The organism is Pseudomonas sp. B26(2017) (assembly GCF_002113045.1).
Classification (GTDB): domain Bacteria; phylum Pseudomonadota; class Gammaproteobacteria; order Pseudomonadales; family Pseudomonadaceae; genus Aquipseudomonas.
In genome coordinates this window covers 108,727-123,391 of the sequence record NZ_NEJJ01000004.1, presented here as the reverse complement: position 1 = coordinate 123,391, position 14,665 = coordinate 108,727, and the positions used below count along the sequence as shown (strand labels likewise).

Below are 14,665 nucleotides of genomic sequence, written 5' to 3'. Positions count from 1 at the left end.
ACCCTTGAAACGCAAAAGTTCGCCAGGCGCAACGCCTGGCGAACTTGAACTGAACCGCACCCACTGACATCGAACATCGGTCGACTGATATCCAAGGGGCGTCAGTGGCTTATTTGACCTGCCCCAGATTCGCCTCACTCAAGTCCAGCTCGCCCAGCACCTCACGCAACACGTCGTCACCAATCTGGTGCTGACGGCTGAGGCTGTACAACTCGAGGCGTTGCGCACGCAGTGCCTTGAGTCGCAGACGACGCTCCAGCAGATCCATCTGGAACGCCAGAGCCTGGGCTTCGGCCGAGTCATTGAAGACTTCCAGTTGATGGCGGTATTCGGACATGATCCGCGCCTTGAGCTCCGCTGCCAGCGCGGCTTGCGCGGCGTCCTGCGGGTTGACCTCCTCGGTCTCCAGCGCATGGATCGCCGCTTCCGCCGTCTTGCGCCAGGCGTCGCGCACTTCCTGGCGGCGCTTGTCGTCCGGGCTCTTTTCGATGCCGCGCAACAGCAAAGGCAGCGCAATACAGGCCGCCACCAGCGACAACAGGATCACCCCGGCGGCGATGAAGATCAGCAGATCGCGCTCGGGGAACGCCTCGCCACCCATCAGCATCGGTACCGACATCACACCTGCCAGGGTCACCGCCCCGCGCACGCCACCGACGGTCAGCAGCCAGCAGGACCGGGCGGTCGGTACTTGCGTCAGATCACCCTTACCGCGCAGGCGGCGCAGCAACACCGACAGACGCCAGATGCTCTGCACCCAGATGAAGCGCAACAACACCAGCGCCAGGAAAATCGCCACCACATCGAGACAGCGATAGAACAGGGTCGGCCACAATGACGTCTCGTGGCTGACCACCGCTTTAATAATGTCCGGCAGTTGCAGGCCGAGCAGCAGAAAGATCAAACCGTTGAAGGCGAACTCCAGCAACGACCAGACGCTGCGGTTGAGCAACCGGGTGCTGGTCTGGCGCGGCAGCAGATCGAGCCAGCTCTGCATCATCCCCGCCGCCACCGCCGAAAGAATGCCTGACGCGCCAAGCCGTTCGGCCAGCACGTAAGCGGCGAATGGCAGCAGCAACATGAACACCACGTGGGTCGCCGGATCGTCCCAGCCCCGGGCGATCATCCAGGCGCGCAACCGGCCGACCAGCCAGCTCAGCGCCACGCCGACCGCCAGCCCGCCGACCGCGACCAGCACGAAGGTCAGGCTGGCATTGGCCAGGGAAAACGCACCGGTGACCGCCGCTACCAGCGCGAATTTGAACGTCACCAGACCCGACGCATCGTTCATCAACGCCTCGCCCTGCAGCATGTGCATCAGCGGCGTGGGCAAGCGGTTCTGGGAAATCGCCGAGACCGCCACGGCGTCGGTCGGGGACAGCACCGCCGCCAGCGCGAAGGCCACCGGCAGCGGAATCGTCGGCAGCAACCAGTGAATGAAGTAACCGGCCCCGACCACGGTAAACAGCACCAACCCGACCGCCAGCGTGAGTACCGGGCCGCGCAAGCGCCACAGTTCACGCTTGGGCATGCGCCAGCCATCGGAAAACAGCAGCGGCGGCAAGAACAGAAACAGGAACAGTTCGGGATCAAGGGCCACGTGCAGACCGAGGGTCGGCCAGGCCAGCAAGGCACCGGCGGCGATCTGTACCAGTGGCAGCGGCAGCGGAATCACCCGTCCAACCAGGCGCGAGACACTGACCAGCATCAGCAGGATCAGGACGGTATAAGCGGTTTGCATAAAGCGGAAATCCCGGACAATCGACAGCGTTGAACTGCCATATTAGCCGCTCAGGCTGTGAATGACCGTTGCACCTATGTCGCAGGCACCCTCAGCAGAAGCAACCTCGGCGCCGCGAAACCGTCTGGTCATGGCATAATCCGACACCATTTTTTTCCAGCACCTGTAAAGGGGGCGATTCCTTGACCGTTTCAAGCAAAACGTTGCACCTTTTCGGCATCAAAGCCTGCGACACCATGAAAAAGGCGCGCACCTGGCTCGATGAACACGCTGTCAGCTATGACTTCCACGATTACAAGACCGCCGGCATTGACCGTGAGCACCTGACCCAATGGTGCGACGAGCATGGCTGGCAAACGGTGTTGAACCGCGCAGGCACGACCTTTCGCAAACTCGACGACGAACGCAAAGCCGATCTCGACCAGTCGAAAGCCATCGAGCTGATGCTCGCTCAACCCTCGATGATCAAGCGTCCGGTGCTCGATCTCGGTGACCGAACCCTGATTGGCTTCAAGCCAGATATCTACGCGGCCGCGCTCAAGTAAGCAGCCCGTCACTTTTTGTAGAGGTATTCACATGTCCAACTCCCTGTTCAGTATCGCCTTCGGCGTCGGCACCCAGAACCGTCAAGGCGCGTGGCTGGAAGTGTTCTACGCTCAGCCACTGTTGAACCCTTCGGCCGAACTGGTTGCCGCTGTTGCACCGATCCTCGGCTACACCGAAGGCAACCAGGCCATCACCTTCACCACCGCCCAGGCTGCGCAACTGGCTGAAGCCGTGAAAGGCATCGACGCGGTACAAGGCAAGCTGCTGACCCGTCTGGCTGAAAGCCACAAGCCGCTGGTCGCGACCCTGCTGGCCGAAGACACTCAGCTGACTTCCACCCCTGAGGCTTACCTGAAGCTGCACCTGCTGTCTCATCGTCTGGTCAAGCCGCACGGCGTAAGCCTGGCCGGGATCTTCCCGCTGCTGCCGAACGTGGCCTGGACCAGCCAGGGCGCCATCGACCTGAGCGAACTGGCCGAGCTGCAACTCGAAGCCCGTCTGCGTGGCGAACTGCTGGAAGTGTTCTCGGTGGACAAGTTCCCGAAAATGACCGACTACGTGGTACCGGCCGGCGTGCGTATCGCTGACGCCGCACGTCTGCGCCTGGGCGCTTATGTGGGCGAAGGCACTACCGTGATGCACGAAGGTTTCATCAACTTCAACGCCGGCACCGAAGGCCCGGGCATGATCGAAGGCCGCGTCTCCGCTGGCGTGTTCGTCGGCAAGGGTTCGGACCTGGGCGGCGGCTGCTCGACCATGGGCACCCTGTCGGGCGGCGGCAACATCGTGATCAAGGTCGGCGAAGGCTGCCTGATCGGCGCCAACGCCGGTATCGGTATCCCGTTGGGCGACCGCAACACCGTGGAGTCGGGCCTGTACGTGACCGCCGGCACCAAGGTTGCACTGCTGGACGAGCACAACAACCTGGTCAAAGTGGTCAAGGCCCGTGAACTGGCCGGTCAGACCGACCTGCTGTTCCGTCGCAATTCGGAAACCGGCGCCGTGGAGTGCAAGACCCACAAATCGGCGATCGAACTGAACGAAGCGCTGCACGCTCACAACTAAGCGCCAGAGCTCACCTGAGGAAGCCGGCCTGTTTGCCATGGCGGTCGAACGATCGCCATCGCAGGCAAACCTGCTGCCACAGGGTTCGGCGTTAACCCGCCCATCTTCACCAGGGCTTGAAACCGTGATGATTCCCTCCCCCTGGCGCGCCGATTTCCCGGCCATCGCCGCCCTGCAACGGCAAGACCAGACTTACCTGGACAACGCCGCCACCACGCAAAAACCCCAGGCCCTGCTCGATGCGCTGGCGCATTACTACGCCAATGGCGCAGCCAACGTGCACCGTGCCCAGCACCTGCCCGGCGCCCACGCCACGCAGGCGTTCGAGGACAGTCGCCTGAAGGTTGCCCAGTGGCTGAATGCCGGTGACAGCGGGCAGATCATCTTCACCCACGGCGCCACCAGTGCGCTGAACCTCCTGGCGTATGGCCTGGAACATCTTTTCCATCCGGGCGATGAAATTGTCATCAGCGCCCTGGAGCATCACGCCAACCTGCTCCCGTGGCAGCAACTGGCCCAACGTCGCGACCTGAAGCTGGTAATCCTGCCGCTGGACGATGACGGCGTGATCGACCTCGCTGCCGCCGTTCACCTGATCGGCCCGCGCACTCGTTTGCTGGCGGTCAGCCAGTTGTCCAACGTGCTTGGCGCGTGGCAACCGCTGCCGGCGCTGCTGGCGATGGCCAAGGCGCATAACGCGCTGACCGTGGTCGATGGCGCTCAAGGCGTGGTCCATGGCCGGCATGACGTGCAGGCGCTGGGTTGCGACTTTTATGTGTTTTCCAGCCACAAGCTGTACGGCCCCGATGGCCTCGGCGTGCTGTTCGGACGCAACCCGGCGCTGGAGCAACTTCGCCCGTGGCAGTTCGGTGGCGAAATGGTGCTGGAAGCCAATTACCACGACGCGCGTTTCCGCCCGGCGCCACTGGGCTTCGAGGCCGGAACGCCGCCGATTGCCAGCGTGATCGGCCTCGGTGCGACCCTCGACTATCTGGCCGGCCTTGATCAGGACGCGGTATCCGCCCACGAAGCCGCACTGCACGATTACCTGTTGCGTGGCCTCGCCGCTCGCAATGGCATTCGTCTGCTGGGCAAACCGCAGCTGGCGCTGGCCAGTTTTGTCGTCGAAGGCGTGCACAACGCCGATCTCGCGCACTTGCTGACCGAACAAGGCATCGCCGTGCGTGCCGGGCATCACTGCGCGATGCCGCTGCTCAAACGTTTCGAGCTGGCCGGGGCGATTCGTGTTTCGCTGGCGCTGTACAACGATTCCGAAGATCTGGAGCGGTTTTTTGAAGCGCTGGATCAGGCGCTAGAGTTGTTGCGATGAGCCTGCCGGTCGAAGCCGCCGAAGCGCTGCAAACGTTTCAGAACGCCGCTGGATGGGAACAGCGTGCGCGGCTGTTGATGCAGTTTGGTGATCGCCTGCCGCTGCTGAGCGACGCAGACAAATGCGAGGCCAATCGGGTGCACGGCTGTGAAAGTCAGGTGTGGCTGGTGGGCGAGTTGCGTGACGGCTGCTGGCAGTTTGCGGCCAGCAGCGATGCGCGGATGATTCGCGGGTTGGTCGCGTTGTTGCTGTTGCGGGTCAACGGCTTGACCGCTGGCGAATTGCAGCAGGTGGATCTGCCGGACTGGTTCAATCAATTGGGACTGTCGCGGCAGTTGTCGCCGTCGCGCAGCAATGGCTTGAATGCCGTGTTGCAGCGGATGCGTGAACTCGCTCTTGACTGATCGTTAACACGTCGAGGCGTCGAACCGTCTGCGTGGGAATGCCTCAACGGACGCTCCGCGCTCGGCTCTTGATTTGGGACGCGGAGCGTCCCGGGCTGCATTCCCACGCGGAGCGTGGGAACGATCGGTCACTGGTCAGGCCTGAGGCTTGACTCGATCCGCCGGGCGCCGGACACCCGCCACAATCTTGTCCACCGCCTTGGTCGCCGCGACCATGCCGAATGTCGCCGTCACCATCATCACCGCACCAAACCCGCCGGCGCAGTCCAGCTTCACGCCGTCACCGACAAAACTCTTCTGCAGGCAAATGCTGCCGTCCGGTTTCGGATAGCGCAGTTGTTCGGTGGAGAACACACACGGCACGCTGTAGTGACGGGTCACGGTACGCGAGAAGCCGTAGTCGCGGCGCAACGTCGAGCGCACTTTCGAGGCCAGCGGATCGTTGAAGGTCCGGTTGAGGTCGCAGACCTGAATCAGCGTCGGATCGATCTGCCCGCCAGCGCCGCCGGTGGTAATGATCTGGATCTTGCGGCGCTTGCACCAGGCGATCAGCGCAGCCTTGGCGTTGACGGCGTCGATGCAGTCGATCACGCAGTCGATGTTCGGCGTGATGTATTCGGCCATGGTGTCGCGGGTGACGAAGTCCGCCACCGCGTGCACCTTGCAGTCCGGGTTGATCCCGCGCAGACGCTCGGCCATCACTTCGACCTTGGGCTTGCCGACGGTGCTGTCCAGCGCGTGCAACTGACGGTTGGCGTTGCTGACGCAGACGTCGTCGAGGTCGAACAGCGAAATCTCGCCCACCCCACAACGGGCCATCGCTTCCGCCGCCCAGGAACCGACGCCGCCAACGCCGACTATCGCCACATGGGCTGCACGCAGGCGCTCAAGACCCTCGATGCCATACAAACGGGCGATGCCTGCAAACCGCGGATCTTCTGTACTCATGACCATTACCCTGAAAACCGGCGCGCATTATAGGGCCGTCGGCGGCCAAGAGCATCTTTGCGCTATGAACGGCGAACACGCCTGCTTTAATTAAGGCTGCACGTAACAAAGATTTGTCTTACACGCTGAAACGAAAGAACTTAAGTCGGGTTGGATTGCCCAACATCCGGCATTTCCCTGTCTTTTGTAGGACTCGGCGAACTGCCGGTGTAGGATGCGCGCCCTCTTGGCGTCAACCAGCCGACCCTTCGTTCCACAGCCTTTGGAACCCGACACAGCTATGTCATCGCGTAAATTTGGACTCAACCTGGTGGTGGTTCTGGCAATCGCCGCCCTGTTCACCGGTTTCTGGGCGCTGATCAATCGCCCCGTCTCCGCGCCGAACTGGCCGGAGCAGATCTCCGGTTTCTCCTATTCACCGTTCCAGCAGGGACAGTTCCCACAGAAAGATCAGTATCCGTCCGACGATGAAATGCGCCGCGACCTGGAGATCATGAGCAAGCTGACGGACAACATCCGTATCTACTCGGTCGACGGTTCTCTGCAGGACATCCCGAAACTGGCGGAAGAATTCGGTCTGCGCGTGACCCTGGGGATCTGGATCAGCCCCGACCAGGAACGCAACGAGCGGGAAATCACCCGCGCCATCGAACTGGCCAATACCTCACGCAGCGTGGTTCGCGTTGTGGTCGGCAACGAGGCGATCTTCCGCAAGGAAATCACTGCCAAAGAACTCAGCGTACTGCTCGACCGGGTGCGCGCGGCCGTGAAAGTGCCGGTGACCACCTCCGAACAGTGGCACGTCTGGGAAGAACACCCGGAGCTGGCCAAGCACGTCGACCTGATCGCCGCGCACGTTCTGCCCTACTGGGAGTTCATCCCGGTGGACAAGGCCGGGCAGTTCGTTTTCGACCGCGCCCGCGACCTGAAAAAGATGTTCCCGAAAAAACCGCTGCTGCTGTCCGAGGTGGGCTGGCCGAGCAACGGCCGCATGCGCGGTGGCGCCGATGCGTCGCCGGCGGATCAGGCGATCTACCTGCGCACTCTGGTCAACAAGCTCAACCGCCAGGGCTTCAACTACTTCGTGATCGAAGCGTTTGACCAACCCTGGAAGGCCAGCGACGAAGGTTCGGTCGGCGCTTACTGGGGCGTGTTCAACGCCGCGCGTCAGCAGAAATTCAACTTCGAAGGCCCGGTGGTGGCGATCCCGCAATGGCGCGTGCTGGCCATCGGTTCGGTGGTGCTGGCGCTGTTGTCGCTGACCCTGCTGATGATCGACGGCTCGGCCCTGCGCCAGCGCGGCCGTACCTTCCTGACCTTTATCGCGTTCCTCTGCGGTTCGGTGCTGGTGTGGATCGGTTACGACTACAGTCAGCAATACAGCACGTGGTTCAGCCTGACGGTGGGCTTCCTGCTGGCGCTCGGTGCGCTCGGGGTGTTCATCGTGCTGTTGACCGAGGCCCACGAACTGGCCGAGGCGGTGTGGATTCACAAGCGTCGCCGTGAATTCCTGCCGGTGGTCGGCGATTCGGACTACCGCCCGAAAGTCTCGATCCACGTGCCGTGCTACAACGAGCCGCCGGAGATGGTCAAACAGACCCTCGACGCCCTGGCCAACCTCGACTATCCGGACTTTGAAGTCCTGATCATCGACAACAACACCAAGGACCCGGCGGTCTGGGAACCGGTGCGCGACTACTGCGAAACCCTCGGCCCGCGCTTCAAGTTCTTCCACGTCTCGCCCCTGGCCGGTTTCAAGGGCGGCGCGCTGAACTACCTGATTCCGCACACTGCCAAGGACGCCGAAGTGATCGCGGTGATCGACTCCGACTACTGCGTGCACCCGAACTGGCTCAAGCACATGGTGCCGCACTTCGCCGACCCGAAAATCGCCGTGGTGCAGTCGCCGCAGGATTACCGCGACCAGAACGAAAGCACCTTCAAGAAGCTCTGCTATGCCGAATACAAAGGCTTCTTCCACATCGGCATGGTCACTCGCAACGATCGCGACGCGATCATCCAGCACGGCACCATGACCATGACCCGTCGTTCGGTTCTGGAAGAACTGGGCTGGGCCGACTGGTGCATCTGCGAAGACGCCGAACTCGGTCTGCGGGTATTCGAAAAAGGCCTGTCGGCGGCGTACTACCACGACAGTTACGGCAAGGGTCTGATGCCGGACACCTTCATTGACTTCAAGAAGCAGCGTTTCCGCTGGGCCTATGGTGCGATCCAGATCATCAAGCGTCACACCCGCAGCCTGCTGCGCGGCAAGGACACCGAACTGACTCGCGGCCAGCGCTACCACTTCCTCGCGGGCTGGCTGCCATGGGTCGCGGACGGCATGAACATCTTCTTCACCGTCGGCGCACTGTTGTGGTCGGCGGCGATGATCATCGTGCCGCAACGGGTCGACCCGCCGCTGCTGATCTTCGCGATTCCGCCGCTGGCGCTGTTCGTGTTCAAGGTCGGCAAGATCATCTTCCTCTACCGTCGCGCCGTGGGCGTGAACCTGAAGGATGCGTTCTGCGCGGCACTGGCTGGTCTGGCGTTGTCACACACCATCGCCAAAGCGGTGCTGTACGGCTTCTTCACCAGCAGCATTCCGTTCTTCCGCACCCCGAAAAACGCTGACAATCATGGCTTCTGGGTGGCGATTTCCGAGGCCCGGGAAGAGCTGTTCATCATGCTGCTGTTGTGGGGCGCGGCGCTGGGGATCTTCCTGGTGCAGGGCATTCCGAGCAACGACATGCGCTTCTGGGTGGCCATGCTGCTGGTGCAGTCGCTGCCGTACGTGGCGGCGCTGATCATGGCGTTCCTGTCGTCGCTGCCAAAACCTGCGGCTGCGCCTGAACCGGCACCGGTGGTCTAAATCCTTGCGGATGCACTAAACGGCGGCCAATGGTCGCCGTTTTGCTTTAAGATAACCGCCATTTTGCAGGGCCAAGGCCCCGATGGCCTGCCACTAGACCTGTGGGAGCGAGCTTGCTCGCGATGAGTCCGTCACATTCAACACTTATGTTGAACAGGACATCGTCATCGCGAGCAAGCTCGCTCCCACATTTACAGCATCCGGAGTTTTCCATGACGGCCCACGCCGACCTTTCGCCGACCCTCCAACTCGCCATCGACCTGATCCGCCGTCCGTCCGTGACGCCGGTCGACGCCGATTGCCAGAAGCAGATGATGCAGCGCCTGGGCGATGCCGGTTTCCAATTGGAACCGATGCGCATCGAAGATGTGGATAACTTCTGGGCGACTCACGGCACAGGCGACGGCCCGGTGCTGTGCTTCGCCGGTCACACCGACGTGGTGCCGACCGGCCCGGTGACCGCCTGGCAGATCGACCCGTTCAACGCGGTGATCGACGAGCACGGCATGCTCTGCGGCCGTGGCGCGGCGGACATGAAAGGCAGCCTGGCCTCGATGACTGTGGCAGCCGAGCGTTTTGTCGCCGACTACCCGGATCACAAGGGCAAGGTCGCGTTCCTGATCACTAGCGACGAAGAAGGCCCGGCGCATCACGGCACCAAGGCGGTGGTGGAACGTCTGGCAGCCCGTAACGAGCGACTGGACTGGTGCATCGTCGGCGAGCCATCGAGCACCACGCTGGTGGGCGACGTGGTGAAGAACGGTCGTCGCGGCTCCCTCGGCGCCAAACTGACCGTGCGCGGCGTGCAGGGCCACGTGGCCTATCCGCACCTGGCGAAGAATCCGATCCACCTCGCTGCCCCGGCCCTGGCCGAACTGGCCGCCGAGCATTGGGATCACGGCAACGATTTCTTCCCGCCGACCAGTTTCCAGATTTCCAACGTCAATTCCGGCACCGGCGCGACCAACGTGATCCCGGGTGATCTGGTGGCGTTGTTCAATTTCCGTTTCTCCACCGAATCGACCGTCGAAGGCCTGCAGAAACGCGTGGCCGACATCCTCGACAAGCACGGTCTGGACTGGCATATCGACTGGGCGCTGTCCGGTCTGCCGTTCCTCACCGAGCCGGGCGCACTGCTCGACGCGGTGTCGTCGAGCATCAAACAGATCACCGGCCGCGAGACCAAGCCGTCCACCAGTGGCGGAACCTCCGACGGTCGTTTCATCGCGACCATGGGCACGCAGGTTGTCGAACTGGGCCCGGTCAACGCGACCATCCACCAGGTCAACGAGCGCGTGCTGGCGGCCGATCTCGATGTGCTGACCGAAATCTACTACCAGACCCTGATCAAGTTGCTCGCCTGATGCTCGCGTGCCCGATCTGCAGTGAACCGCTGAACGCGGTGGACAACGGCGTGGCCTGCCCCGCCGGCCACCGCTTCGACCGTGCGCGTCAGGGTTACCTGAATCTGCTGCCGGTGCAGCACAAGAACAGCCGCGATCCCGGCGACAATCAGGCGATGGTCGAGGCCCGCCGCGATTTCCTGAACGCAGGCCATTACGCGCCAGTGGCCAAACGTCTGGCGGAACTGGCGGCGAGTTATGCGCCGGCCCGTTGGGTCGACATCGGTTGTGGCGAGGGTTACTACACCGCGCAGATCGCCGAGGCTTTGCCGGACGCCGATGGCTACGCACTGGATATCTCGAAGGAAGCCGTCAAACGCGCCTGCAAACGCAATCCGGCGCTGACCTGGTTGATTGCGAGCATGGCCCGCGTGCCCTTGGCTTCCGGCAGCTGCCAGTTTCTGGCCAGCGTTTTCAGTCCGCTGGACTGGGAGGAAGCCAAGCGCCTGCTCAGCGTTGGCGGCGGCCTGATGAAAGTCGGCCCGACCAGCGGCCATCTGATGGAACTGCGCGAACGCCTGTACGACGAAGTACGCGAGTACACCGACGACAAGCACCTGGCCCTGGTGCCGGAAGGCATGGCGCTGACGCACAGTGAAACCCTGGAATTCAAACTGACGCTGGACAAGCCCGAGGATCGCGCCAACCTGCTGGCGATGACGCCCCACGGCTGGCGTGCCAGTGCCGAGCGCCGTGCGGCGGTGATCGAGCAGGCCGAGCCGTTCGTGACCACCGTATCGATGCGCTACGATTATTTCGTTCTTCAATAACTTTTGGACTCGGGCAAGTAGCCCGGGGCCGGCTAAATCCGCGAATGGATTTTTCAGACCCGCAGTGAGGACATCCATGCGCCAACCGGACATCGAGATTTACCTGAAAGACGCCGACGTCGACCACAAGGCCATTTCCGCCTGGCTGGGCGCCGCCCTTGGCCCGTGCAGCGAATGGGTACAGAAAGGCCAGACGTACAAGTGCAAGGCCGGCAACATCCCCGTGACCTGGCTGCCGAAAGCCGTGGGCAAGTGGAACAGCCTGTACCTGGAAAGCGATGCGACCCCATGGGACGACGACATTGCCTGCGCCCGCGCCGCGTTCGCCGCGCTGAACGTCGAAGTACGCTGCGCGCCGGGGACGTGGGTTGAAGAAGAAGGTGAAGAGACGGCGGATCGCTGGATCCGGATCAGCGCCGATGGTGAAGAAGAGATCACCTGGAAGACTGCGTAACAGACAATGCACAAAACCTGTGGGAGCGAGCTTGCTCGCGATGGGGCCCTTTCAGTCAACAATGATGCTGAATGTCAGCCTGCTATCGCGAGCAAGCTCGCTCCCACAGTGTTTTTGGTGTTCTGAAGATTTGCGTTACAGACCTACAACGTCTTCAGCCTGCAACCCCTTCTGCCCTTCCACCACCGCGTATTCAACCTGCTGACCCTCGGTCAGCGAACGGTGGCCTTCGCCGCGAATCGCGCGGTAGTGCACAAACACGTCCACCCCGTCTTCGCGCTGAATGAAGCCGTAGCCCTTGGCGTCGTTGAACCACTTCACGTTGCCGGTTTCACGTGTTGCCATCTGTTCATACTCCTTTTTTATTATTGAACAGGCTTTTCGCAGGAAAGCCTTTGCGGAACGTCAGCCTGCGTCCGACGTCCATAAGAGGGCCCCGGCGACAGATCGCCGAGTATATGACAGGCGGCAAAACTCTCAACAGAAGATTACTTCGCCGCTTTTTTGCCGATTTTCCATGAATCCGGCACACTATCGACCGCCCGAGCAAACGCTCGGTTTATTCACTCACGCAGAAGCCGTATGACCCGTTCCCCGTTCCGCCGTCTTGTGTTTGGCACCTTGCGCCGACTGTTGTATCTCTGGGTTCGCTCCGAGACGATCAACCAGTCGTCGTTCACCCTCAACCTCGACCGCAGTCGTCCGGTGTTCTACGTCCTGCAAAATCCATCGCTGACTGATCTGGCGGTGGTCGACACCGAGTGCACCAAGGCCGGCCTGCCGCGCCCGGTGCTGCCGGTGTCCGTGGGTTCGCTGATCGAGCCGGCGGCGTTTTTCTACCTGACGCCGGACCCGGACTGGCTCGGCCGCCAGGACAAGCGCGGCGCACCGCCGACCCTGACCCGACTGGTCAGCGCCCTCAGCCAGAACGCTGCCGAAGACGCGCAGATCATTCCGGTCAGCGTGTTCTGGGGCCAGTCGCCGGACAGCGAAAACAGCCCGTGGAAACTGCTGTTTGCCGACAGCTGGGCCGTCACCGGGCGCCTGCGTCGGCTGCTGAGCATCATGATTCTGGGGCGCAAGACCCGCGTGCAGTTCTCGGCGCCGATCCACCTGCGCGAACTGATCGAACACAACAAGGGCCACGAACGCACCGTGCGCATGGCCCAGCGGATCCTGCGGGTACACTTCCGCAACCTGAAAGCTGCGGTGATCGGCCCGGACATTTCCCACCGCCGTAACCTGGTCAAAGGCCTGCTCAACCAGCCGTTGGTCAGGCAGGCGATCCTCGACGAAGCCGAGCGCGAAAACATCTCGCCGGAAAAAGCCAAGGCCCAGGCCCTGCGCTACGGCAACGAGATTGCCTCGGACTACACCTACACTGCGATCCGTTTTCTGGAAGTGGTGCTGAGCTGGTTCTGGAACAAGATCTACGACGGGATCAAGGTCAACCACATCGAAGGCGTGCAGGCAGTCGCACAGGGCCACGAAGTGATCTACGTGCCGTGCCACCGCAGCCACATCGACTACCTGCTGCTGTCGTACTTGCTGTTTCGCAACGGCCTGACTCCGCCGCACATCGCCGCCGGGATCAACCTCAACATGCCGGTGATCGGCAGCCTGCTGCGCCGTGGCGGGGCATTCTTCATGCGCCGCACGTTCAAGGGCAATCCGCTGTATACCTCGGTGTTCAACGAATACCTGCACACCCTGTTCACCAAAGGTTTCCCGGTCGAGTATTTCGTCGAGGGCGGTCGCTCGCGCACCGGACGCATGCTGCAACCGAAAACCGGGATGCTCGCGATCACGATGCGCAGCTTCCTGCGCTCGTCGCGGATGCCGATCGTGTTCGTGCCGGTGTACATCGGTTATGAGCGGGTGCTCGAAGGCCGGACCTACCTCGGCGAACTGCGCGGCGCGAGCAAGAAGAAAGAATCGATCTTCGACATCTTCAAAGTCATTGGCGCGCTCAAGCAGCGTTTCGGCCAGGTGGCGGTGAACTTCGGCGAGCCGATCAAACTCGCGGAATTCCTCGACAGTGAACAGCCGGGCTGGCGCCAGCAGGAACTCGGCCCGCAGTTCAAACCGGCATGGCTCAACGAAACCACCAATCGTCTTGGCGAAAAAGTCGCGCAGCACTTGAACGAAGCAGCAGCGATCAACCCGGTCAACCTGGTGGCGCTGGCGCTGCTGTCGACCACTCGTCTGGCGCTGGATGATCGGGCCATGGCGCGGGTGCTGGATCTGTATCTGGCGCTGTTGCGCAAGGTCCCGTACTCGCCGCACACCACCCTGCCGGAGGGTGATGGCCGGGCATTGATCGAACACGTCAAAGACATGGATCTGCTGTCCGAGCAAAACGATGCGCTGGGCAAGATTCTCTATCTGGACGAGCAGAACGCCGTCCTGATGACCTACTACCGCAACAACGTGCTGCATATCTTCGCCCTGCCGGCGCTGCTGGCGAGCTTCTTCCAGAGCACTTCGCGCATGAGCCGCGAGCAGATCCTGCGTTACACCCGCGCGCTGTATCCGTATCTGCAAGCGGAGCTGTTCATCCGCTGGAGCCTGGACGAACTGGATGCGGTGATCGATCAGTGGCTGGAGGCTTTCGTCGAACAAGGCCTGCTGCGCTTCGAGAAAGACGTGTACCTGCGCCCGGCGCCGAGCTCGCGGCATTTCGTGCTGCTGACGTTGCTGTCGAAGAGCATTGCCCAGACCCTGCAACGCTTTTACATGACGGTTTCACTGCTGCTCAACAGCGGCCAGAACAGCATCAGCGCCGAAGAACTGGAAGACCTGTGCACAGTCATGGCCCAACGCCTGTCGATCCTGCATGGCCTGAACGCGCCGGAGTTTTTCGACAAGAGCCTGTTCCGTCACTTTATCCAGACGATGCTCGATCTTGATGTGCTGCGTCGCGACGAAGCAGGCAAGTTGAGTTATCACGAACTGCTAGGCGAACTGGCCGAGGGCGCGGCCAAACGGGTGTTGCCGGCGGAGATTCGATTGTCGATCCGCCAGGTGGCGCTACATCGCAGTGAGGATGCGGCGGAAACTGCAACCTCGCCGACTTCCTGAAACTTGAGGACAACTAACCGGAAGACCGGATCGTTTTCCAGTTAGTTGTTT

General features: G+C 61.9%; 12 protein-coding genes. 9 read left to right on the top strand and 3 right to left on the bottom strand.

Annotated elements, in window-relative coordinates; genetic code table 11:
- Positions 1 to 109 precede the first annotated feature (109 nt).
- Positions 110 to 1,741, bottom strand: coding sequence for a Na+/H+ antiporter (locus tag CAF79_RS07655; protein ID WP_085697325.1), 1,632 nt, complete (start codon positions 1,739 to 1,741; stop codon positions 110 to 112).
- A gap of 182 nt (positions 1,742 to 1,923) precedes the next feature.
- Here CAF79_RS07655 and CAF79_RS07650 point away from each other — a divergent pair, with 182 nt between their 5' ends.
- From CAF79_RS07650 to CAF79_RS07635, 4 genes are all read left to right on the top strand, one after another.
- Positions 1,924 to 2,286: an ArsC family reductase gene (locus tag CAF79_RS07650; protein ID WP_003222107.1), complete on the top strand. Its 363-nt coding sequence runs from the start codon at positions 1,924 to 1,926 to the stop codon at positions 2,284 to 2,286.
- A 31-nt stretch (positions 2,287 to 2,317) separates the two neighbouring features.
- Positions 2,318 to 3,352 (top strand): 2,3,4,5-tetrahydropyridine-2,6-dicarboxylate N-succinyltransferase, encoded by a 1,035-nt coding sequence (gene dapD, locus CAF79_RS07645; protein WP_085697324.1) that lies wholly within the window; start codon positions 2,318 to 2,320, stop codon positions 3,350 to 3,352.
- Positions 3,353 to 3,476: 124 nt separating this feature from the next.
- Complete coding sequence (locus CAF79_RS07640; protein WP_085697475.1) at positions 3,477 to 4,682, top strand: aminotransferase class V-fold PLP-dependent enzyme; 1,206 nt, start codon at positions 3,477 to 3,479, stop codon at positions 4,680 to 4,682.
- Positions 4,679 to 5,086 (top strand): SufE family protein, encoded by a 408-nt coding sequence (locus CAF79_RS07635; RefSeq protein ID WP_085697323.1) that lies wholly within the window; start codon positions 4,679 to 4,681, stop codon positions 5,084 to 5,086. Before CAF79_RS07640 ends, CAF79_RS07635 begins: the two co-directional genes overlap by 4 nt.
- 135 nt (positions 5,087 to 5,221) lie before the next feature.
- On the opposite strand, the gene tcdA is transcribed toward CAF79_RS07635, so the two are convergent.
- Positions 5,222 to 6,040, bottom strand: coding sequence for a tRNA cyclic N6-threonylcarbamoyladenosine(37) synthase TcdA (gene tcdA / locus CAF79_RS07630; protein WP_039769652.1), 819 nt, complete (start codon positions 6,038 to 6,040; stop codon positions 5,222 to 5,224).
- Between the two features lie 274 nt (positions 6,041 to 6,314).
- Between tcdA and CAF79_RS07625 the strand changes: the two genes are divergently transcribed.
- The 4 genes from CAF79_RS07625 to CAF79_RS07610 all read left to right on the top strand — a co-directional run bounded on the left by CAF79_RS07625 (position 6,315) and on the right by CAF79_RS07610 (position 11,533).
- On the top strand, positions 6,315 to 8,906 hold the full coding sequence (locus CAF79_RS07625) for a glycosyltransferase (protein ID WP_085697322.1): 2,592 nt from the start codon (positions 6,315 to 6,317) through the stop codon (positions 8,904 to 8,906).
- Positions 8,907 to 9,118: 212 nt separating this feature from the next.
- Positions 9,119 to 10,270 (top strand): succinyl-diaminopimelate desuccinylase, encoded by a 1,152-nt coding sequence (gene dapE, locus CAF79_RS07620; RefSeq protein ID WP_085697321.1) that lies wholly within the window; start codon positions 9,119 to 9,121, stop codon positions 10,268 to 10,270.
- A complete protein-coding gene (locus CAF79_RS07615; RefSeq protein WP_085697320.1) occupies positions 10,270 to 11,079 on the top strand; it encodes a putative RNA methyltransferase in 810 nt (269 codons plus the stop codon). Before dapE ends, CAF79_RS07615 begins: the two co-directional genes overlap by 1 nt.
- 76 nt (positions 11,080 to 11,155) lie before the next feature.
- On the top strand, positions 11,156 to 11,533 hold the full coding sequence (locus CAF79_RS07610) for a hypothetical protein (protein ID WP_085697319.1): 378 nt from the start codon (positions 11,156 to 11,158) through the stop codon (positions 11,531 to 11,533).
- A 135-nt stretch (positions 11,534 to 11,668) separates the two neighbouring features.
- Here the strand turns inward: CAF79_RS07610 and CAF79_RS07605 are convergent, their stop codons facing one another.
- The gene (locus CAF79_RS07605; RefSeq protein WP_007954750.1) at positions 11,669 to 11,878 is read right to left on the bottom strand and encodes a cold shock domain-containing protein; all 210 of its coding nucleotides are present in this window, start codon (positions 11,876 to 11,878) and stop codon (positions 11,669 to 11,671) included.
- A 237-nt stretch (positions 11,879 to 12,115) separates the two neighbouring features.
- Here CAF79_RS07605 and plsB point away from each other — a divergent pair, with 237 nt between their 5' ends.
- On the top strand, positions 12,116 to 14,614 hold the full coding sequence (gene plsB / locus CAF79_RS07600) for a glycerol-3-phosphate 1-O-acyltransferase PlsB (RefSeq protein ID WP_085697318.1): 2,499 nt from the start codon (positions 12,116 to 12,118) through the stop codon (positions 14,612 to 14,614).
- Positions 14,615 to 14,665 lie beyond the last annotated feature (51 nt).